The sequence below is a fragment of the Paenibacillus sp. FSL W7-1332 genome (assembly GCF_037969785.1).
In the GTDB taxonomy this organism is placed as follows: Bacteria; Bacillota; Bacilli; order Paenibacillales; family Paenibacillaceae; genus Paenibacillus_AQ.
In genome coordinates this window covers 2,412,471-2,435,060 of the sequence record NZ_CP150209.1, presented here as the reverse complement: position 1 = coordinate 2,435,060, position 22,590 = coordinate 2,412,471, and the positions used below count along the sequence as shown (strand labels likewise).

21 protein-coding genes are annotated in these 22,590 nt (G+C 48.5%); 2 read left to right on the top strand and 19 right to left on the bottom strand.

The annotated features are described in order from the left end of the window. Positions 1-136 precede the first annotated feature (136 nt). From MKX98_RS10645 to rpmG, 13 genes are all read right to left on the bottom strand, one after another. Complete coding sequence (locus tag MKX98_RS10645) at positions 137-784, bottom strand: response regulator transcription factor (protein ID WP_071223733.1); 648 nt, start codon at positions 782-784, stop codon at positions 137-139. Beyond that, positions 781-1,863: an ATP-binding protein gene (locus MKX98_RS10640; RefSeq protein ID WP_194541779.1), complete on the bottom strand. Its 1,083-nt coding sequence runs from the start codon at positions 1,861-1,863 to the stop codon at positions 781-783. The genes MKX98_RS10645 and MKX98_RS10640 overlap by 4 nt, the downstream gene beginning before the upstream one ends. Then, entirely contained in the window at positions 1,860-2,324 is a 465-nt protein-coding gene (locus MKX98_RS10635) for a GAF domain-containing protein (protein ID WP_194541778.1), read from the bottom strand. Before MKX98_RS10635 ends, MKX98_RS10640 begins: the two co-directional genes overlap by 4 nt. Positions 2,325-2,375: 51 nt before the next feature. Then, positions 2,376-3,068, bottom strand: coding sequence for a respiratory nitrate reductase subunit gamma (gene narI / locus MKX98_RS10630; protein ID WP_194541777.1), 693 nt, complete (start codon positions 3,066-3,068; stop codon positions 2,376-2,378). Then, a complete protein-coding gene (narJ, locus tag MKX98_RS10625) occupies positions 3,055-3,633 on the bottom strand; it encodes a nitrate reductase molybdenum cofactor assembly chaperone (RefSeq protein ID WP_220685965.1) in 579 nt (192 codons plus the stop codon). The genes narI and narJ overlap by 14 nt, the downstream gene beginning before the upstream one ends. Then, complete coding sequence (gene narH / locus MKX98_RS10620; RefSeq protein WP_071223729.1) at positions 3,626-5,161, bottom strand: nitrate reductase subunit beta; 1,536 nt, start codon at positions 5,159-5,161, stop codon at positions 3,626-3,628. The genes narJ and narH overlap by 8 nt, the downstream gene beginning before the upstream one ends. Further along, positions 5,151-8,825 carry a nitrate reductase subunit alpha gene (locus tag MKX98_RS10615; RefSeq protein ID WP_220685966.1) on the bottom strand — a complete coding sequence of 1,225 codons (3,675 nt, stop codon included), beginning with the start codon at positions 8,823-8,825 and terminating at the stop codon, positions 5,151-5,153. Before MKX98_RS10615 ends, narH begins: the two co-directional genes overlap by 11 nt. A 340-nt stretch (positions 8,826-9,165) precedes the next feature. Next, positions 9,166-10,140 (bottom strand): Gfo/Idh/MocA family oxidoreductase, encoded by a 975-nt coding sequence (locus MKX98_RS10610; RefSeq protein WP_220685967.1) that lies wholly within the window; start codon positions 10,138-10,140, stop codon positions 9,166-9,168. Positions 10,141-10,436: 296 nt separating this feature from the next. Further along, complete coding sequence (locus tag MKX98_RS10605; protein WP_194545116.1) at positions 10,437-10,625, bottom strand: hypothetical protein; 189 nt, start codon at positions 10,623-10,625, stop codon at positions 10,437-10,439. 190 nt (positions 10,626-10,815) lie between these two features. Then, positions 10,816-11,718 (bottom strand): alpha/beta hydrolase, encoded by a 903-nt coding sequence (locus MKX98_RS10600; protein WP_194541773.1) that lies wholly within the window; start codon positions 11,716-11,718, stop codon positions 10,816-10,818. Between the two features lie 206 nt (positions 11,719-11,924). Then, the gene (locus MKX98_RS10595; protein WP_194541772.1) at positions 11,925-12,539 is read right to left on the bottom strand and encodes a DUF1349 domain-containing protein; all 615 of its coding nucleotides are present in this window, start codon (positions 12,537-12,539) and stop codon (positions 11,925-11,927) included. 14 nt (positions 12,540-12,553) lie between these two features. Beyond that, entirely contained in the window at positions 12,554-13,015 is a 462-nt protein-coding gene (locus MKX98_RS10590; protein ID WP_194541771.1) for a hypothetical protein, read from the bottom strand. 108 nt (positions 13,016-13,123) lie between these two features. Next, positions 13,124-13,273, bottom strand: a complete 150-nt coding sequence (rpmG, locus tag MKX98_RS10585) for a 50S ribosomal protein L33 (protein WP_098742858.1) — start codon at positions 13,271-13,273, stop codon at positions 13,124-13,126. A 291-nt stretch (positions 13,274-13,564) separates the two neighbouring features. Here rpmG and MKX98_RS10580 point away from each other — a divergent pair, with 291 nt between their 5' ends. Continuing rightward, positions 13,565-15,001 carry a PLP-dependent aminotransferase family protein gene (locus MKX98_RS10580; RefSeq protein ID WP_339222921.1) on the top strand — a complete coding sequence of 479 codons (1,437 nt, stop codon included), beginning with the start codon at positions 13,565-13,567 and terminating at the stop codon, positions 14,999-15,001. A 61-nt stretch (positions 15,002-15,062) separates the two neighbouring features. Here the strand turns inward: MKX98_RS10580 and arsC are convergent, their stop codons facing one another. The 6 genes from arsC to MKX98_RS10550 all read right to left on the bottom strand — a co-directional run bounded on the left by arsC (position 15,063) and on the right by MKX98_RS10550 (position 21,737). Continuing rightward, entirely contained in the window at positions 15,063-15,482 is a 420-nt protein-coding gene (gene arsC, locus MKX98_RS10575; RefSeq protein WP_220685968.1) for an arsenate reductase (thioredoxin), read from the bottom strand. A 27-nt stretch (positions 15,483-15,509) separates the two neighbouring features. Then, a complete protein-coding gene (locus MKX98_RS10570) occupies positions 15,510-16,805 on the bottom strand; it encodes an arsenic transporter (RefSeq protein WP_220685969.1) in 1,296 nt (431 codons plus the stop codon). A 138-nt stretch (positions 16,806-16,943) separates the two neighbouring features. Continuing rightward, a complete protein-coding gene (locus MKX98_RS10565; protein ID WP_308116311.1) occupies positions 16,944-17,267 on the bottom strand; it encodes a metalloregulator ArsR/SmtB family transcription factor in 324 nt (107 codons plus the stop codon). Positions 17,268-17,471: 204 nt separating this feature from the next. Then, positions 17,472-19,802, bottom strand: coding sequence for a bifunctional glutamate--cysteine ligase GshA/glutathione synthetase GshB (gshAB, locus tag MKX98_RS10560; RefSeq protein ID WP_259445351.1), 2,331 nt, complete (start codon positions 19,800-19,802; stop codon positions 17,472-17,474). Positions 19,803-19,820: 18 nt separating this feature from the next. Continuing rightward, entirely contained in the window at positions 19,821-21,227 is a 1,407-nt protein-coding gene (locus MKX98_RS10555) for an FAD-dependent oxidoreductase (protein WP_220685970.1), read from the bottom strand. Positions 21,228-21,386: 159 nt separating this feature from the next. Beyond that, positions 21,387-21,737, bottom strand: a complete 351-nt coding sequence (locus tag MKX98_RS10550; RefSeq protein WP_220685971.1) for a metalloregulator ArsR/SmtB family transcription factor — start codon at positions 21,735-21,737, stop codon at positions 21,387-21,389. A 393-nt stretch (positions 21,738-22,130) separates the two neighbouring features. Between MKX98_RS10550 and MKX98_RS10545 the strand changes: the two genes are divergently transcribed. Continuing rightward, positions 22,131-22,580 carry a MarR family winged helix-turn-helix transcriptional regulator gene (locus MKX98_RS10545; RefSeq protein ID WP_220685972.1) on the top strand — a complete coding sequence of 150 codons (450 nt, stop codon included), beginning with the start codon at positions 22,131-22,133 and terminating at the stop codon, positions 22,578-22,580. Positions 22,581-22,590: the final 10 nt, after the last annotated feature.

Here is a 22,590-nt window from a genome sequence, read left to right as displayed (position 1 = left end):
GGCATATTGATCCCCAGCTCCTATTGTACGTGCACCTATTCACAATGCTAATAGGGAAGTTCCCTGAATCTCACCGGGGAACTTCCCTATTCCTTTAAGCAATGACCCTTTATTGCGCCCTGTTGTATAGGTAAGACTAAAAATCCAGCAATTTTTTCTTCAGCGCATATTCCACTAACTCCGGACGGCTTTTCAAATTCAGCTTTTCCATAATTTTGGCCTTGTGCGCCTCCACCGTCTTGACCGATACGAACAGTTTTTCCGCAATCTCCTTATTGCCATAGCCCTTGGCGATTAGAGGCAGGATCTCAATCTCCCTTTTGGACAGGCTGTTAAACGGATCCTGCTCCGCGCTCTCACTATCTTTCTTAATAAACTCCCGGACCAGGGAAGTCGCCATCTGGGGATGAATATAGGTCCCTCCCTTATGCACCATGCGGATGGCGGAGATTAATTCATCATCCGGCGCATTTTTGAGCACATAACCTGAAGCCCCGTTTTTTAAAACATGAAACAGGTAATCGTCATCATCATACATGGTTAGAATCAGAATTTTCGTTTCCGGAAATTCGCTGCTGATCTTGCCGGTCGCAATCAGTCCGCTTTCGCCGGGGGGCATGCTTAAATCCATCAACAGCACATTCGGCCGATGCTTCGCCACCATGGTGTAAGCCTCCATACCGTCTGCCGCCGTCGCGACAACCTCCATGTCTTCCTGGTAATTCAGAATCATGGAAAATCCGCTGCGGACCACGGCATGATCATCCGCAATCACAATTTTCACGTAACCCTCACCTCCGGCTTGTCGTCACCATTCGTAAGCGGAATGTTGAGCTGAACCGTCGTACCCTCACCGGGAGCGGACAGCAAAATAAACTGCCCCCCGACGAGCTCCGCGCGTTCCCTCATCCCGTACAGCCCCAATCCGGTTCCCTTGGCTTCATCAATGACCATATTAAACCCAACTCCACGGTCACGAACGGTTAGCTGAAGGTAGCCGTTCACTTCGCATAATCGTACATGCACCTCGTCCGTTCCTGAATATTTCATGGCATTCAGCACCGCTTCCTGACATACCCGGTACACAACCGTTTCAATCTCGCTGCCGTAGCGGGCTGCCGCTAACTCCGCAGAGAACTCAACAAGCACTCCGTAATTCTTCCCGATCCATTTAAAATGGGAGCGGAATGCAGCCTCAAGCCCCAAATCATCCAATGAAGCAGGTCTGAGTTCAACGGATAAATGCCGGATATCATCCAGAAGCCGGGTTAAAGACACCTCGGTCTGATGCAGCTTCTTGAGCACATCCTCGCCTACATCCATATATTTAACGACACGCAGGTCGACCAGCGAGCTGAGCAGCTCTTGAGCCACGCTATCATGGAGCTCGCGGGATATCCGCTTACGCTCGTCCTCCTGTGCCTTGATGACATATTTCAGCATATTCGTCCGCTGCAGCATTTCCTGTGTTTTCTGCTGCTTCGTCAGGTCAAGGAGCATCATCACCCGGATGCCGCGGGCTTCATCGATGATATGGTAACTGGCCGCATAGGGAACGATGCCTTCGCCGCGCGTCTTAAGATAGACCTGGAACGATGAAAACTCCCCATGCGGATAATCTAAATAGCATGTGGAGCAGGTTATAAGATCCTGTTCATCGGTATAGCCTTTGCAGGTCTGGCAGAAGGAACCATCCGCACCGGACTGCATCCTCTCAATCACATCAATGTCAAGGATGTTCTCCGCAGCCGGATTCATAGCCACCACGCTGCCCTTTTCGTCGATAAAAAAAATGGCCTCCATGCTATTCTGATACATGCTTCTAAGCAATTCGCTTAAATGCTCATCCGTCATCTGAATCAAGGCTGTGATACCTCCTTGGCATAAAAAGCACCAAATTCCGTTCCCATTCCTTCCTGAAACGACTCAAAGGACCTTGGATCCAGCACGTTTTCCTTGCGATATCCCACAAGCAAAACCCCCTTGACGCGAGAGCCTTCCCACAGCGGTACTGCGCCAAGGCTTTTCAACTGCTCTGCAACGATAATTGGATAATTATACAAGTCCCTTGATTCAATATCGGCATTCACGTTTTGAATCAGCATCGGTTTTCCGGTCTTAAATACCATTCCCGCGATGCCTTTGCCGGAATGTAAAACGATACGCTTGTACCTCTCGTTTATATTTCCCGAGGCATACTGCCAGGTCAAAACAAATCGGTCTTCAGCCGGCTGCACCAACGCCATGGACACGAAATCGAATTGAAACCGGGCTCGAAGCTTATCCATTTCACTTTGGTAATTAAAGATCGGCTGATTCTTCATTTCCATTACTCCTCTGACGTAGAAAAGAAGGCCCAACAGCCTTCTTCCGCTCTACGATTCAAATTTACGGTGCTTTCTATACAGAATATATCTTCTCCCCACATAATTCAACGGAACACTCCACACATGCACCAATCGGGTAAACGGCCATAAGCCAAAAATGCCGAATCCGGCCAGAATATGAATTTTAAACGACAGCGGCACGTTCACCATCAACGAAGCATCCGGACGGAGCATAAACAATCCACGGAACCACACGGAGACCGTTTCCCGATAATTGAATTCCGGCTGCACCGCGTTCGTGACCAGCGTGCTGTACATCCCCATAAATACGATAAACAGCAGAAGGACATTAACCAGCATATCCGAAGCGGTGCTGAGTTTTCGGACATTACGAATGGTGAACCGCCTGGCGGTTAACAATACCATGCCTCCCAGCGTTAGAAAGCCAAATGCGCTTCCAATATACACCGCCCCGATATGATACATATGGTCGCTGATCCCCAGTGACTCCATCCAGGATTGAGGGATAGCTAAGCCTGCAACATGCCCTCCGATAACAGGAATGATGCCTAAATGAAACATGAGACTGCCCAGCTTGAGATGTTTCTTCTCGATAAACTCGCTGGATTTGGCCGTCCAGTTAAACTGGTCCGTACGGTAACGGTAAATATGACCGACAATAAACACGGCAAGGCAGATATAGGGGAAAATGACCCACAGAAACTGATTAATCATGCTCATGAGCCGCCTCCTCCTGATTGAAACATGCTTTGAACGTCGCGCGAAGGCCTTGAATGAGATAAAGATACGGACTCTTATATTTCTCCAAAGCTTTCAGCAGATGATAGGTGCCGTCCTCCATGACAGCCAGCATCAAATCCAGGCTCTCTCCAGCTTCCTTCTCGTGCCCCTGCCAATTCGCTGCATATAGAAACTCGCACATCAGCGGGAGATAGTCCGATAGTTCCGAGCCCGCGATGCCCAGACCAAACATCTCATACGTCTCTTTAAGTTTGGCGAGCATCTGGCCACGTTCCCTGCCGTCCTCAAATTTATAATAGGTCATATACAATGTGGATTTCGCCTGAAAGTCGAAGGTCTGGACGTACAGCTCTTCAATCTCTTCCATGCTGTATTCATGCATGGTCGTCCAGTACGTTCTGACGGATTCATAGGCCGGGTCAGAGGAGTCAAGCGACTCCTCCATAACCGACGGGTGGAAATCCAGCTTTTCCGGATACGTGAGCTGCTGAGCGAAAAAACCGAAAACATGTTTATAATCATGCAGCTTTCCGAGATTAATCACGCCAGATCCCCCCGTAGAAGTTTTCTTCGTACAGCTCTTTGCCCGTTTTGCCCTGCAGTCCTTCCGGTCCGCAACCGCCGCAGCTTGCGCTAAAACCTTCGGAACCCTGCGAACGGTAAACATCCATATGGCTTTCCTTATGCGAAGTCGGGACAACAAACCGGTCATCGTATTTCGCGATGGCAAGCAGACGGTACATCTGCTTCATTTGGTAGGCGGTCAAGCCAACCCGTGCTAACCGTGTCTCATCAAACTCAGCCCCCGACGATTGCGCGCGCATATAAGAACGCATCATCGCCATTTTTTGCAAGGCATCCTTCACCGTCACCGTGTCCCCTGCCGTGAGCAGATTCGCGAGATATTGAATCGGTGTGCGCATCTCCTCAATTGCCGGGAAAATCATGTCCGGATTCTCGATCGAATCTCTGCCTTCAAAATAGTTCATGATTGGACTGAGCGGCGGTACGTACCAAACCATCGGCAGCGTCCGGTACTCCGGGTGGAGCGGAAAGGCCAGCTTGTATTCAATGGCTAGTTTATAGACAGGCGAATTTTGGGCAGCTTCGATCCATTCTTCGGTTAATCCGTCCTTCCGCGCCTGCTCGATCACTGCCGGATCATGCGGATCCAGGAACAGATCGCACTGGGCCTGATAAAGATCCTTCTCGTCCGGCGTGGAAGCTGCCTCCTGTACCTTGTCGGCATCGTACAGCAGCACGCCCAAATACCGGATACGTCCTGTACAGGTTTCGGAGCATACCGTAGGCAGACCGGCTTCAATTCTCGGGAAACAGAAGGTGCATTTCTCGGCCTTGTTCGTTTTCCAGTTGAAATACACCTTTTTGTACGGACAGCCGGTCATGCAGTACCGCCAGCCGCGGCAGGCTTCCTGGTCCACCAAGACGATGCCGTCTTCATCCCGCTTGTACATCGCACCGGAAGGACAGGACGCTACGCAGCTCGGGTTTAAGCAATGCTCGCACAGGCGGGGCAAATACATCATGAACGCCTGCTCGAAGTTGAATTTAATCTCTTCCTCGATTTTTTCGATATTCGGATCCTTCGGGCCGGTGACATGGGCTCCCGCCAGATCGTCTTCCCAGTTCGGACCCCATTCCAGATTCATCGTCTCGCCGGTTACCGCCGATTTCGGACGGGCCACCGGCTGATGCTTCTTCTCCCCGGCATTCGTCAGATGCTCATAGTTATACGTCCACGGCTCATAGTAATCTTTCATTTCCGGCATATCCGGGTTGTAGAAAATTTTGCCGAGCGCGATTTTGGACAGCTTGCTGCCGGATTTCAGCTGCAGCTTGCCTTTTTTCAGCGTCCAGCCTCCCTTGTATTTCTCCTGGTCTTCCCAGCGGATCGGATAGCCTATGCCCGGCTTCGTTTCCACGTTGTTGAACCACATGTATTCCGCACCCGGACGGTTGGTCCAGGTGCTCTTGCAGGTGACGCTGCACGTATGGCAGCCAATGCATTTATCCAAATTCATGACCATGGCGACTTGTGCCTTAATCTTCAAGCCAATCCACCTCTTTCATTTTGCGGACAGCCACGTACACATCCCGCTGGTTGCCGATCGGTCCGTAGTAGTTAAAACCATAGCTGAGCTGGGCATAGCCCCCGACCATCTGGGTCGGCTTTACATGGATTCTCGTCGGCGCGTTGTGGCTGCCGCCGCGATCCTTCGTAATCTCCGAGCCCGGCACGTTGATGTGTTTATCCTGCGCATGATACATGTACATCGTGCCTTTCGGCATCCGGTGGCTGACGACGGCGCGGGCGGTGACAACGCCGTTGCGGTTGTATACTTCCAGCCAATCGTTGTCCTGAATGTCGTTCGCCGCTGCGTCATCATTGTTAATCCATACCGTCGGGCCTCCGCGGAACAGCGTCAGCATGTGCAGATTATCCTGGTAGGTGCTGTGAATGTTCCATTTGCCATGCGGCGTCAGATATCGGAGCACGAGTGTATCCTTTCCCCCGGTAATCTGCTTGTCGCGCGGCCCGAATACCATTGGCGGAAGGGTCGGTTTATACACCGGCAGCGCTTCGCCGAACTGCAGGAAAATTTCGTGGTCGATATAAAAATGCTGTCTGCCGGTCAGCGTGCGGAAAGGTACGAGCCGTTCAATATTCGTCGTGAACGGGGAGTATCGTCTTCCCATTTTGTTCGATCCGCTGAATACCGGCGTCGGAATGACTTCCCGCGGCTGCGCCGTAATGCTCTGGAACGTGATGCGCTCTGCAGCGCGGTCCGCGGAAATGTCTTTTAGCTGCACGCCGGTGTCCTGCTCCGCCGATTCCCAGGCTCGCTGCGATACCTTGCCATTCGTGGCCGAAGACAGATTCAAAATGGCGTCCGCCGCATTTCTTGCCGTATGAAGTTTGGGCAGGCCGTTTTTGATGGTGTCGTCGTAATACGTTCCGTTCAAACGCTTCAGCTCTTCATACTCTTCGGCGACCGAGAAGCTGACGCCGTGCGCTCCGACTTTGCCTGTAGCCAGGTTCGGACCGAGCGTAATATATTTGTCGTGAATTTTCGTATAGTCCCGCTCAACCACCGTCAGATTGGGCATTGTTTTGCCAGGTACGGCCTCAATTTCACCCTTGCGCCAATCCTTCACCTCACCGTATGGCTGGGCGATCTCGCTTATGGAGTCATGAGAGAGCGGAGTGGTGACCAGGTCCTTATATATTCCCGGAAGATGGGTCTTTGCCATGTCGGAGAAGACCTCGGCAATCGTTCTGTATATATCCCAGTCCGACCGTGATTCCCAGAGCGGATCTACTGCCGGGTTAAACGGATGCACGAAAGGATGCATATCGGTTGAAGACAAGTCCGTTTTTTCATACCAGGTCGCTGCAGGAAGGACTACATCTGCGTACATCGGCGTTGATGTCATCCGGAAGTCCAGCGCAACAAGCAGGTCCAGCTTGCCTTCGACTTCTTCGCGCCACACCATTTCTTCCGGTTTATCCTCTTCATTCGGCGTCGAGAGCAGGCTGTCCGAGGCGCCCAATAAATGCTTCATGAAGTATTCCTGACCCTTGGCCGAGCTTGAGATCAGATTCGAGCGCCATACGAACAAGGATCTTGGGAAGTTTTCAGGCGCATCGGGATCTTCGGCCGCAAACTTGGTATCTCCAGAGACGATTTGCGCAAGCGTATGCTTCACAATGTCCTCATGGGTGGTTTTCCCCAGCTGTGCTGCCTCCTCCGCAAACTTCAAGCTGTTTTTGTTAAACTGCGGGTAAGATGGAAGCCACCCAAGTCTCGCGGCAAGCACGTTGTAATCCGCCGGGTGCTGGTAACGGATTTCCCCGCCCGTTGGCGATTTCAGCGAATCGGCCCCCATTTCTTCGTACTTCCATTGGTCGGTCGCAAAATAAAAGAACGAGGTCGCATTTTGCTGACGCGGCGGTCCCTGCCAATCTTTCGCGAAGGCGACCGTGGACCAGCCCTCGATCGGGCGGCATTTTTCCTGGCCGACGTAATGCGCCCAGCCGCCGCCGTTTACGCCTTGAGACGCCGTTAGAATGACCAGATTCAAAATGGAACGGTAGATCGTGTCACTGTTAAACCAGTGGTTAATCCCGGCGCCCATGATGATCATCGAGCGTCCCCCGGTCTCCAGCGAATTCTGCGCAAACTCCCGGGCAATCTGGACGACGACCGATGGTTTCACACCCGTGATTTTTTCCTGCCAGGCCGGGGTATAGAAGGAATCAGCATCCTTGTATTCGTCTACACCCAGCCCGCTGTCTGCCCGCCCTATTCCATATTGGCTCAACATCAGATCGTATACCGTTGCCGCCAGACGCTCCGTTCCATCCGCCAGCTGAATGGTCTTCGCCGGAATTAGGCGTTTGAAGGTACCGTTAGCGTTGTTGTCAAAGAACGGGAAGGAAATCGTCTGCCACTCCCCACCCTGAGACTCCACGGACAGCGCCGGCGCAATGACCGAGCCGTCCTCGCGCTCCAGGATCAGGTTCCATTTCTTATCCTGCTCCCAGCGCTGTCCCATTGTGCCGTTCGGAACCGTGATTTCATTGGTATTCTCGTCGATGATCACCGGCTTCCACTCGGCATGCTGAGAGGCATCGCCCAGATCGCTTGCCCGCAGGAAGCGTCCCGCCTTGTAGCCCCCCTCAAACTCATCCAATAGAATCAGGAAAGGCATATCCGTATATTGTTTCGCATAATTCAGGAACATCGGCTCCTGGCGCTCATGATAGAATTCTTTTAAAATGACATGCGTCATGGCCTGCGCAATGGCCGCATCCGTTCCGGGATTCGGAGCCAGCCAGTTATCGGCAAATTTGACGTTCTCGGCATAGTCCGGCGCGACCGACACAACCTTGGTGCCTTTATATCGCACTTCCGTCATGAAGTGGGCATCCGGCGTCCGCGTTAACGGTACGTTTGAGCCCCACATGATCAGGTAACCGGCATTGTACCAATCGCTGGATTCCGGCACGTCGGTCTGCTCTCCCCAGATTTGTGGAGATGCCGGCGGCAAGTCCGCATACCAGTCATAGAAGCTGAGCATTTCGCCGCCGAGCAGAGAAATGAATCTGGCACCTGAAGCATAGCTGATCATCGACATGGCCGGAATCGGGGTGAAACCGGCAATGCGGTCCGGCCCGTATTTGCGGATCGTATAAATGAGCTGCGCGGAGATCAGCTTCGTGGCCTCCTGCCAGGACACACGGACATGACCGCCTTTACCCCGTGCTTGTTTATAGGACTTCGATTTCTCCGGATCTTCGACGATGCTGGCCCAAGCGGCGATCGGATCGCTGTGTTGGCTTAAGGCCTCTTTCCACATATGCCATAGCCGGCCGCGCATATAAGGGTATTTCACTCGCAGCGGACTGTATTCATACCAGGAAAATGAAGCTCCGCGCGGGCATCCGCGCGGTTCGAATTCCGGCATATCCGGCCCGCAGGAAGGATAATCAATCTGCTGGTTTTCCCAAGTGATGATCCCGTTCTTCACAAAAACCTTCCAGCTGCAGGAGCCTGTACAGTTCACGCCATGCGTTGTCCGCACCACTTTGTCATGCGACCAGCGCTTGCGGTACATATCCTCCCATTCCCTGCTTTTCTCCTCCAGAACGGACCAATTGTCAGAATAGCTTTCCATCCTCTTGAAGAACTTCAGCCCCGACTTTCGTTTCATAGGACAGTTCAACTCCTTCTGCTTGAATGACAATGATTGGGGAATCAATGTGCCGTCCTTCGTATAGCTTTATTATGGGTGGCTTCTTCCCCGGTTCCTATTAGGGAAACACCTATATTCCTAAGAGAATTCCCTTGTTGATGGCTTGTCGCCCGAAAAACCCCTTCGAAAGGAACGATTCGTGCACGGAGCGCTTTTTGAACAAAAAAAAAGAATGTCCCATAAGACCTGAAGATCTCATGGGACATCCCTAATGCAATCATTATGAATCTGGTCGACGAACATAAGAATAACGTCGATCGACGTACTTTTCAGACAGACCGCGGTGAGGGGTTGATGATCATTCCCCGACCTTTACCGGTACTCCCGTTTCGGCTGACCGCAAAGCCGCATAGGTAACTTCCATCGTTTTGACGGCATCCTCATAGGTCGATAAGATTCCGGAAGCATCGCCTGTGCGCAGCGCATGGATGAAAGCTTCACTCTCTCGAAGATAAGGATTAGCTGCATTGCGGATTTCCGTTATTCTTCCTTTTTCCTTGACGATGAGTTTATCGGGTTGAATGTCAATGACTCCTTGCTCCGTATAGATGGCCAAGCCTACCTTATCCGATTCCGGCAGCATGCAGGTGTTGGAGATCGTTGCCACCGCCCCGCTCCTTAATTTCAGCGTCGCGGTACCCACGTCGTGTACCGTTACTCCCTCATGAATGTCCTGCATGGCTCTATGGGCGAACGCCGCATACACTTCATCCACTTCTCCCAGCAGGCAGCGAAGCAGGTCAACCATATGGGTGGTTTGCTCGATAAATTGCCCTCCGGAGCCTTCCTGCTGTCTCCACCAGTATACCTGCGGCATGTCTCCCATCCAGTAGCCAAGTGCCATCCCGATCTTCCGGCTATCCAGCATCTCGGCAGCCTTCATGGCTGCATCCGTATAACGAAAATGATACCCGGCCGATGTCAATAATCCAGCCTTCTTCACCCCATGCAGAATCTGTTTGGGTGTAGCCAGGTTTGTCCCAAGCGGCTTTTCTACCAGAAATGGAATACCCCTCTGCACAAGCTGGGATTCGATATCGCCATGCGCAAACGGCGGAACGCAGATATAAACCGCATCAGGCTTGGTTTTATCCAGCATTTGCTCAACATCACTATATGCCCTGGCCGTGGCGTAGTTCTTTACCGCTGCTTGCGCTTTCTCTTGGCTCGTCCCGACAAAAGCCGCAACATTCACTCCATCCATATTGGACAGAATATCCGCATGTACTTTGCTAAACCAGCCTGTGCCGATCATTCCTATGTTTAATGCCATGTAATCCTAAGACCTCCCTTATCGATTAGTGATGCTGTCCTTTCTTCTCATCCATTCATAAACCATCCTGAAGTGAACACAGCTCGCATCTGAAAGTAAGCAATGATCACAATTTCCGTTGAGCTGATGTCTCCAGAATACATCAAATGGACCCAGGTTCCAATGATCATCATGAATAAAACATAATACCGGGACAGTCTGGCAAGCATCATGTTTCGTCGGCTTCACCCGCAAGTCCTTTATCGGAATAAAAAAGGCCGCTCCCCGGTCATCATTCCAGGTTACGGCCTCTACAATTATCTAAACATCATCCATATCACAATAAACGCAATTAACGAAACAAGATAAATGATGAGCAGCTTCGTGAGATTGGTTTTTGTTTTCCGCTCATAGTTCGGGTTTGCCTTCTTATTCTCCTGAGATAATCCTACAAGAAGCGTGGAAACTCCTCCAATTAATGCCAGTGCGATGACGATAATATACATAACCAACCACAAACAACCCCATTCGATTATTCATTATATACATTCTATTATAGAACCTGAGGCATCAGGATCAACCGTAATAATCATTCATTTGTCATTTCTGCCTCATTATAATGAACAATCGACTAATGCACACCATCCAATTGCGCGACAGTTGTGACCATCCAATTGGATGGTCCTTCACCCTCCATTAGGGCTTGCCTCCATTGCACGCCACCCATTGATGCATCCGCTCCAGTGCTTCTTCGGCTTCAGGCATCGGAAACAGAGGCCACACATGCATCATGTTCTCGTATTCCCAATACTCGGCATTAACGCCTTCTCGGACCAGTTTATCGCGCAGCAAACGAGCGTCCGGCAGCAAGGAGTCATCGGTTCCGACAAGGATGACCGTGCGGGGAAGGCCTCCCATCTCGCCGAACAAAGGACTGACCGCTGGGTCGTCCACAGGAAGGCTTCCTGCATACATCCTACCGACCTCTCCGAGTCCGGCCGGCTGTAGAAAGACGTCACGCTGCGGTATAGCGAGTGCGGCAATCTGGGGGTTGTCCGTGGCTGCATCCGCCCATGGCGAGAGCAGAATTAATCCCTTTGGGACAAGCGGCGTTCCTTTTACCGATTGGGCCATATCGAGAGCCAGCGCTCCACCTGCCGAATCACCCATTAGAAATACCGGACTCCCCGTCTGGGCGCAGATGTACTTGTAAAATTCGCGCATCAGCCCCGTCAGCTTCTTCGCATCTATAGCCGGGACGGTGGGATAATTCGGTATGATGACGGTGAATCCGGTTCGCTTCGTCCACTGTTTGGCAAAAGCAAAATGAGGTGGAAGAATCTCTTCGATATAAGCTCCGCCGTGCACATAAACGATGGTCCCCTGTTCCATCGCGCCATGCGATATATAATAATTCATACTCAAGCCGGATCCGCTGTGAAAACAACGGGTTTCCAATCCTTCCTGTTCCTCTGAAAGTGCAGGATACGGAGGCAAGGTTTCGATATATTGCCGAATCGTTCCGGCATTTTCCCATTTATGATGAAATCCCTCTGCGGTCAACCGTTCTTTAATAGCAACACTTTCTTTGCTTCGCATATGGTTGTATCCCCTTTGCTGGACGTGATCAATATTTCGCAGGTTCGTGTGTCCACCTTCAATATATCAATACACGCAGCATGCCCGCTGTGGCAATTGATACAGAGGACCGGCATATAAAAGAGACCTCACCGGTAACGACATTCAGGTGAAGTCTCTTTATCGCTATTCCAGTTCCTTGATTCGACCAAAACCCGCACATATTCCTACACTTCAGCTTCAATAGGCGGGTCGACATGGATGTCGCTATCCGGTTCCGTCCTCACCCAATGCGTGAATGTTACGTTCAGTCCGGTACGGGTCGGCGAGCAAACAAAAGGTCCGGCCTGACATTCTGTCCCGGTAGGGAATGGGGCAACGCGGACGGTTCGCCAAGGATGCTTGCCGGTTCTTGCCCTGATGATGACTGCATCATTCAGCCTCGAGGCACGGATCGTGACACGCTCGCCAACCCACTCCGGCACCGGCGCGAGCGACCAATCCGAATATCCATCGGTGACGACAGTGGCAAGCTGCGGGATTCCGTCATTAATCTCGATCCCTGCTTTGATCCACTGTCCCGGAGCGTTCATAAGCATAATCCCAGCCTGGTCGTAAAGTTCTGTAAAGGAATCCAATTCAAAAGTGACCTCCATGGCCGCATCGTGATCCCACGAGGTAAGCAGTGAATGCCCGCTGTCGCGTTGAAATCCGTACAAGGTTTTCTCCCAATAATCACTGCCTTCTCTCGACTCTACCTTCAGATGGTACCCTTCTTTTGTCACCGATACCGGTTCGGTTGTCCATTCGCCCGCATCCCATTCCATGATGCTTCTCGTCATTCGATCACGACTCCTTATATTAGTAACCGATCCGCACTGTGCTGCAGAAGCAGACAGAAGGAACGGTTATGTCCGATAAAAAACGATGACACGTCATAGCGTTGACGGGCAGGCTCATAGGTAATCAGCGCTCGATGTCTCATGTTTCCCATCAGAATGTTCGCGAACTTCTCCGCAGGACCACTCGCGAAAAACGTCAGGTAGGCATACAGGGAATGATCAACGGGTTCATCCAGCGGGCTTACGCCGGCGCAGGAAAACTCGGTCTCCAATCCCGCCTTTTGCAGCTGGATCAATATCGGATATAACTGCTCATCGACAGAAGTATCGCCGAATAACCGTGTCCGTTTGGGCTGTTTGCGCACCTTGGGTCTGTTGATCCATTCGTTAAGCTCCTGCCTTCTCCGCCTCCACTGTTCCGGGGTATGTGTGCTCAGGAGCAGCTCACCGCTGGAATCATGTCGTTCCTGGTTCATCCCATCCATCCCCCTCGTTCACATCGCTGCATTCTGTTATTTTAGTGTAATCCCATTTCGCTTGAAGTCAAATAAGCCGGATGATAGGTCCGGCTTACGTTGTATTCGCTATCTGGTTTCCCGATGAAGCGTCACCCGCTTCAAGCGTGGACAATATTTGCGCAATTCCATTCGCTCCGGGTGATTTCTTTTATTTTTAGTCGTTGTATAGTTACGGTCGCCGGTTTCCGTACATGCCAAAGTTACCGTCACTCGCATATTCAACACCTCCTATTCTCGTGTTTCATAATCGTAATTATTACGATTAATTAAATCATACTTTATTCCTGTTTTTAAGTTTTGTCAAGAAACTGCAGCGATTCCCCCCTATCCCGGCAGGGTTATGGTGACCCATCCGATTTACAATCGATATAACCTCCATGTTCTACCGGTGTACTGGATATTTGTCATCGTAATGATGAAATTATGAAAACCCTTCATTTAAGCATAGTGATATGATTAACATTACAGACAGAAACAACTGATTATGTTCATGAAAGGATGAGGAAGGTGTGGAAGCCGGATCGCAACAGCACACAACCTCTATATCAGCAAATTGCTGATGCTTTGGAGCAAAGAATATCTTACGGTGAGTTTCCTCCAGGCAGCTTACTCCCCTCCGAACGAAAACTGGCGGAGCAAATCGGAGTTAATCGAAGCACCGTGGTTCTGGCTTACTCGGAGCTTCGGGCGCTGGGAATCATAGAGAGCCGTTCCGGGAGCGGTACGCGGGTCAGCAGTTCCAAGTGGGGCGCCACGCCGAAGCATACGCCGAACTGGCGCCGTTACGCTGAGGGAGGAAATTTTCTGCCTAACCCCCCTTTTCTCCGCCGGATTCGGGAAGCGTTGGCGCATGATCCTTCTTTGATTGATTTTGCCAGCGGGGAGCTCGCCGGGGATTTGGCACCGATCCAAGAAATGAATACATTGATGAGCCAGAAACCCAGTCTATCCTATTTCGGTTATGACAATCCGCAAGGATATGGTCCACTCAGACAAGCATTGGTTACCTATCTCAAAAAATATCGCGGGATTCATACTACCGAATCGTCCATACTGATTACGTCAGGATCCCAGCAATCGCTGTATCTCATTACACAGTGCTTGCTGTCACCTGGTGACGCTGTGGCCATCGAGGATCCATCCTATTGTTATTCGCTGCCGATGTTTCAATCCGCAGGGCTCCGATTGTTCAGGCTCCCTGTCGATGAACGAGGGGTACAACCGGACGACATCCGCTCCCTTTACAAGAAACACCGGATCAAGATGATATTCATTAATCCGAATTTCCAGAATCCCACGGGCACCATTATGGACCATGAGAGAAGATCCCAGCTGCTTGATACGGCTAGTAAGCTGGGGCTACCGATCGTTGAGGATGATCCCTTCAGTTTAACGGCCTATCAGTGTTCTCCGCCTGTCCCCTTGAAATCGGTGGATTCCGTCGGCTCGGTATTGTACATCGGGTCTTTCTCAAAAATAGCCGCATCCGGCCTCCGCGTAGGCTGGATGGTCGCCCCGAATTCCGTGGTGGAGCGGCTTGCGGACGCCAGGCAGCAGATGGATTTCGGATTGAGCGTGGTGCCTCAAAGCTTGGCCGGACAGTTCCTCAATTCTTCCTATTTTGCTCCGCACCTGGACAGGCTAAGAGCAAGCCTGTTGTACAAGCGGGATTTACTGATCGAGGCCCTTCAGAAAGAACTTCAAGGCCTGGTCCATTTCCATGTGCCCGAGGGCGGCCTGCATCTCTGGTGCAAAATCGTACCGGAAGTGAATGACAGCAAGCTGCTGGAGACTTCCATTCAAAAAGGAGTAATTTTTGCGCCAGGCAGCGTGTACGGTTCCGCTTCCGGTTATGTGAGATTTACTTATGCCCGTGCCAGAGCCGAGGATATCCCATCCGGAATATCCAAGTTCGCTCAAGCTCTGCGCGCCGTGATTCAATAGGCCTTCAAAGAGCCTTCATGGAAAAAAGCCGGGAAAGCTCCCGGCTCAAAATCCTGTTATATTACTCGCCGGTTTCAGCGAATGTTTGAATACGCTCGCCGATTTGATCGCGAACACGCTGAAAAACAGCCCATTTTTCTTCATCGGTGCCCTGTGCCTTGGCAGGATCGTCGAATCCCCAATGCTCGCGGCGAACATGCGGAGGTGTCACCGGACAACGATCGGCAGCATCACCGCATAAGGTGACCACCAGGTTGGCTTGATTTAACAGCTCCGGATCAATGACATCGGACGTTTGTTTCGAAATATCAATACCTACCTCATTCATCGCTTTGACGGCATTAGGGTTCAGGCCGTGAGCTTCGATGCCGGCGCTGTAAACATTCCAATCATCACCCAGATGCTGCTTGGCCCATCCTTCCGCCATTTGGCTGCGGCATGAGTTGCCTGTGCACAAGAAATAAAGTGTCTTTTTTTCCATATTCGTGTCTCTCCCCTATCGCTTGAATTAAAGTATGGTCAACCAGATATATAAACCTAGGAGGGTTATAAATAACGTTGGGATGGTTAATATGATCCCTGTCTTAAAGTAGGTTCCCCAGCTGATCTTCACGCCTTTGGTCGAAAGGACATGCAGCCACAGCAGGGTGGCCAGCGAACCGATCGGCGTGATTTTGGGACCTAAATCGGCGCCAATAACATTCGCATAAATTAATGCCTCTTTGATAGCAGCCGACGTGTTTGTCGCATCGATGGCGAGTGCATCAATCATCACAGTTGGCATATTGTTCATGATGGAGGAAATTATCGCAGCGATAAATCCCATCCCCATCGTTGCCGCAAACAGTCCCTGGTCCGCTATGCTCTGAATGACACTGGCCAGAAGATCCGTAAGACCCGCGTTACGTAAGCCATATACGACCACATACATGCCGATGGAGAAAAACACGATGGCCCAAGGAGCACCTTGGAGTACTTCCTTTGTTTGCACAGCCGGACTTTTTCTTGCCATCAGGAGGAAGAAAATCGCGATAACGCCAGCTACGATCGATACCGGAATACCAACAAATTCACACACAAAGTAACCGAAAAGGAGCACACTCAACACGATCCAGGATAAACGGAACATGGCAGGGTCTTGAATTGCCGTTGATGGATGCTTAAGCTGGGTGCCGTCAAACTTTCGCGGAATGCTTTTGCGGAAAAACAGATACAGCACCAGGACACTCGCTGCTAAAGAGAACAGATTGGGAACCAACATACGACTCGCATATTCGGTAAACGTAATTCCGAAGAAATCGGCCGATACGATATTCACCAGGTTGCTGACCACAAGCGGAAGAGAGGTCGTGTCCGCAATAAAGCCGCTTGCGATGATAAAGGGGAATACCTTCTTTTCGTCGAAATTCAGCGCTCGTACCATAGCCAGCACAATCGGAGTTAAGATCAGAGCCGCACCGTCATTTGCGAAAAAAGCGGCGACAACAGCTCCAAGAACGGATACGTACACAAACATCCGGATCCCGTTTCCTCGAGCAGCATTCGCCATATGTAAGGCGGCCCACTCGAATAAACCGATCTTATCCAAGATCAATGAAATGATAATGATCGCGACAAAGGCGAGCGTTGCATTCCACACGATCTGAGTGACATCCCATACATCCTGAAAGTCGACGACTCCAACGAGCAGTGCCAGTACTGCCCCCCCGCATGCCGACCATCCAATGGATAGATTTTTAGGCTGCCAAATGACAAAAACTAACGTGACCAGAAAAATGATGCTAGCCAGAACAACAGAAACCAATGTTCAAACCCTCCAATTACACGCTGAACTAGAATAAATGTTTTTTCAAGAATCAATATATAACTATATTCTTATATAATGAGCAGAGATAATAGTTTACATCCCTCAATTTTATGCTAAATATCCCTATTAGCATGATTAATCACAAGCACACTTAGTTTCCCTATTTAAGGAAGACAGTACTTCTTGAGCACTTGGCATCTCATTTAACACGGCTTGGATATATGGCTTATCCGCAACATGCAATGAATAATAAACCCATTGGCCTCGTCTGGCTTCATTAACGATCCCTTGAGACTTAAGCTTTCTTAAGTGCTGGCTGATTGCAGGTTGTGACATATCAAAAATATCTACAAACTCGCAAACGCACCATTCTCTTTCCTTAAGGAGCGTCAACATGGTAAGCCTAGTTTTATCTCCAAGCAATTTGAGTTTCTCGGCCATCTCGTTCATTTGCTCCAATAAGGCCCCCTCCTTCCTTAAAAGATCACTTCGACCGAATCATAACCATATAAGTTAATGCTTATATGCTAATCGAAATCGCCCTTGATTTCAAGTGTGTAAACTCAACTCCCAATAATTTCTCATTCAACAACACCAGCGTGCATCCCTGGTTTCCTGCGACACGTTTCCCGATGGAATCAACTTACATCGCCGTAATCGAAACTAACCAAACAATAAATCCAGAATCTTTTCATCTGCCCTTCTATTCTTTCCGATATAAGGGTAGCAGTGGATATGAATCGCTGGGTTGAAGTTGATTTCTATAATGCTGTAATTGGTATCGGTTGCTTCTTCCTCCAAAGAATCAATCATCATATCCACACCACATAGGGTCGCTCCTGCAGCTTTAGCTGATTGAATGGCAAGTTCCTTGTAGCTATTTGGCATTTCATCCGTAAAATCGATACTGTCTCCACCCGTACTAATATTCGAATTTTCTCTCAGATAGATAACCTCCCCTTGTTGGGGTATATCGTTCCAACTCATAGAATGATTTTTCAAAAACATCGCTTCTGCTTCCCCTAACTGAATTTTCTCAAGGGGCGTCTTATACCCTTTACCTCGAAGTGGGTCTTTATTCTTCTCATGAACAAGCTGTTCGATCGTGTGAACACCGTCACCGACGACATTTGCAGGCACACGATGCAGGACCCCTACAACTTGATCACCCATGACCAGAAAGCGATATTCTTTTCCTGTCATAAATTCCTCAAGAAGAACCGTTTGATCGTGAGTAAATGCGATTTCAAACGCTTTTTTCATATCCTCTCTCGAATAATCTCGATTGAAGATCGTAATGCCCAATCCAAAATTGGTTGATTTGGGCTTTATCACGATGGGAGTGCCGTGGTAGGTTTCATAGGTGGACATGGCTTCATCCAAGCTCTGAAACGCTTCCCCTGACGGTACACGAATTCCATGTTGTTTGAGGACTTCTTTCGTAACCACCTTATTTTCCATTATTAACACCGTACTATAGGAGTCCAGGGAAGTTTTCGTAGCTTGCTTCACATACTCTTGATGATTACCTTTTGATAGTAATACAAAATTCTCATCCCGATCCATCCATTTAAAGCGTATGCCACGTTTCACCGCTGCCTTTAAGAGCAGTTGAGTTGATAATTCGAGATCCTCATACCCTGCAAAACGGTATCCGTTTTGCATACTGTCCTGAGCGTATGTTTTCGCCTTTTCCAAATGGTATGTCAGATAGGATGATTTTTGAATGTCAGACTTCACCCTATGTGCAACATTCAACTCCGTATGAAGAATCTTTTGCTTTTCACTGTCCAGAATGTGCTGATAATCCTCATTCTTAGGAAACAAGAGCTTCACCATATCCTTCATCTCATCGATAACAGCGAGTGCCATTTCCTCCATCGTGAACTGACTATATTCCGGCTCGTTTAAATAACCTTTAATACCTTCCATAATCACCTGATCTTGGTTTTCTTCAGCTATCCTTTGATCTTCCTCATGGAAGGATTCATCTACTTTAAGCAGCATAAAGAGAATAAACAAATGTATAAAGTGCATCATTTCTTTACTTATTCCAATCTTGTGAAGTGGATTGATATCCATAAATCGAAGCTCTAAGTATGCTACCCCATCTTCCACAAGCTCCTGGCAGGGGTTGATCCCCTTTTCGGTTTTTATGCGGACGGGGCTGTAAAATTCCTTTACGCTCAGTAATTCATTCTGTTGAATCAGCCTGTTTAAGTCATGAACGTACTCTTTGGCCGAATTAAAAGAAACATAATACGATTTATCATTCCGATAGCCGCACATACTGTTCCGAAGTGAGTTCATGATCGGAAAATAATAACTTTTATTATCATGGGTATTCGCTAATTTAACACACTGCTCAATATAGGTATTATCAAAAACAGGACTTGCCCCTGTTAAATAAATAAGCAGCCAACGGCACCTCATCAAGTTACGGGCTACTTTAAAGTAAATTGCATCTTTGAACTCCTTAAAGTCTTTGTGCAGCACCTGGGTATTATATAGTTTTGCAAGAAATTTCTCATCAAACGAGAAATTATAATGAATTCCGCTTAACAACTGTCTTTTACGACCATACTTATCCGCCAGTTCACTTCGATAGTCGTCCGCAATGGGATCGCTCATGTTGGCAATAGGAATTTCTTTCTCTTCGGGCAGCATGGGAGGATTGCTGCTTGGCCACAAATATTCCCCTTCTAATTCCACAGAAACAATGTCTTGCAAGGCTTCCATGAAATAATAAGTCTCTTCAATCGACTCAAACGCGGGGGTTATCAGCTCGATTTGACTCTCTGAAAAATCAGTTTGAATATAAGGGTTATCCGTCTTATTCCCAAAGGCTTCTGGATGGGGTGTCAATGCAAGTTTTCCATCTTGTTCGACCCGTACATTTTCTTTTTCTAAACCGAAATGACCCCGAAGTAGATCCTTTTGAAGTGCATGGTCTATTACAACCTGTATAAGTTCACGATTCAATAAATTCATCATGTATATAACCCCTTCATATTAATTGCATTCCGAAGTAGATGAGGCAGCAGGCATACAACAATCGTTGGCATTCGGAGTACTGCTAATTCCACACACGCCGGTCTCGGGCAGCTCTAGTTCAACTTTTAATGCTGATTCCATATCTCCATCGAGATATGCCGCAATGGATCTAACCTGTTCGTAGCCTGTTGCCATAAGGAAGGTTGGTGCCCGGCCATAACTTTTCATTCCAACGAGATAAAAGTTCTTGTCTACATGACGCAGCTCTTTTTCGCCATGGGGTCTTACGGTTCCGCAGCTGTGCACGTTGGGATCGATTAGGGGCGCAAGCGCTTCAACACTCTCCGTAGCAGGATCAATGCTAAGTCTAATCTCACTCAAGAATGAGAAATCCGGTCGGCTTCCCGTATTTACGATCATTTCGTCGATTTCTTGGATTTCCTTGGATTCGCTGTTTACATTCCCAATGATTGTCATTCTTCCATCGTTTTTGGAAAGCCCTTCGATCATGAATGGAGTAACCACTTGGATTTCGCCGGCATCAATCAGCTGGTGAATGTGACTTCCAAGTGTTCCTCGTGCCTCTAATTGGTCATTCTCTTCCCCACCGTAAGCTTCTTCCACCGATTTCTTTCTCATCACCCAAATGATTTCCGTATCCGAATCCGTCTCTTTAAGCTTGGCTAGATCCAGTAATGTGTTGATCGCCGAATGCCCGCCTCCTACAACTGCTACACGTTTCCCTGTATACTTCTGCCTTTGTTCTCCTGATAGATCCGGAATTCCATAATAAATGCGATCTTTCAGATCACGCTCTTCACGTGTCCATATCCCGTCTGCATGCAGCGGATTCGAATGACCCCAAGTCCCGGAGGCATCGATCACCGCCCGTGCTTCAAACCGCTCGGTGGAGACGCTTGTTTCAACATATAGTACAAACGGCGCAGCTTCACGATTTGCGGATTTCATTTTATCTGTGTTCTTCTTCGTTATGGAGATGACTTTGGAATTCAACCTAATGTAAGACTCCAGTTCAGGCAATTTCGCCACAGGCTCCAAATACTGATGAACCAACTCTTGACCAAAAGGCAAATCCGTTAGAACGGGAGGCTGCCACCCTTGATTGCGTAAAAGACGCTCAGCGGCTTTATCGATGTTATACTGCCATGGTGAAAAAAGACGTACATGTCCCCATTGCAGGATGTTTTGACCAATGCTGGGCCCTGCTTCAAAAAGGATGAATTTTTGTCCTCTCTCCGCCAAGTGCGCTGCGGCTGCCAAGCCAATCGGTCCGGCACCGATAATCGCGATCGGCAGATTATTGTTGTAGGACGCATGCTCCTCCTTGACCGTTTCTTTAGTTTTATTTGATACCAGGGGTGTACAGCAAGATGTTGGAGCTACCTTAAATTCAATGTTTTTCATCCATAAATCCTCCTACATTTCTATTTATCAATTTTTTTGATTTATTAACTAAATAAAGAAGAAATCTGTTTTAATCTATAAACAAAACTTAATAACTTGTATTTTGCAACTATAAGTTAAATTAGGAGTACAATAGAAAACCAACAGTTCTTGCGGATCTTATGAGCAGCATCCACTCTGCTTGGCATCCATTGTACGGAAAATGCAGCACAAATCCGGTGAAAGCAACCGGTTGACTACAGCATGATTTAATTCATAATAGCTCCAGGTTCCTCTGGTCTCGAGAGTGACCAATTGGGCATCGAGTAGGACTCTTAGGTGATAGGATAGCTTAGACTGAGGCATTTCCATAATTTCCATCAGGTCACAGACGCAGACGCTTCCTTTTTGGCTGAGTTCATGCATGATTTTCAGTCTTTTCTGATCCGCCAATGCTTTGAACTTAGCCTCGTATTGGGTAAAATCAACAGTCTCGCTGGATCCCTGAATAACATTCAGTTCTTTGATCATATCCGTAACCTCCATTTAGCAGCAGCAACAAACAGCGGCTGGTTGTAAAGTGACATGGGCCGAAGAGTTCATCGTCGACTGTCTCGGATAAGCTGATTCCAACCGCTTCCAGACATGTCGTGCTTTCTGCTCTATTTCTTTTTGTTGAAACTCAATCAATCTTTCCATGATATAGTAATTCATCATTGGACTTTCCACCATCCATCAATTAATTTTGATGAATGAAGCATATCATGATGTAATTTCATATTCAAGGGCTAAATCAAAATATTTTGATTTAATAATCATTCACCCAGCTTATTGAACTGCAAATCATTATTTTATATGGATTCCAACACATATTTGCATATTGCAAATATGTGTTGTATAACTAATACAAGAGGTGATTCAACAATGGAAAATGCTCGCGAGCTGTTTCAGATCATGACCCGAAGGTTTGGACTACTTAATAAAAACTGCTGCAGTGTTGGAGGAAACGATGTCACATTAGTACAAAGCCACATCCTATACGAAGTGGATCGGCAGCACAACCCTTCCATGCAACAGATTGCAGATACGCTTGGAACCGACATTACGACGTTTAGCAGACAGGTACAATCCCTAATCAAAATGAATTTAGTGAAAAAAACTCAGGATCCACAGGACCGAAGAGTTTATACGCTGGCTCTTACGATGGAGGGAAAGTTTATAGCGGCTACCATTGATCAACAAATGAATGACTACCTGAACGAAGTATTTTCGTATATGACCGAGTTCGAAAAAGAAACCGTGCTTCACTCCGTTAAGATTTTCAACGATGCAATGGCCAAATCCAGTAAATGCTGCGGCCCAATATCTGAATAAATAATTATGA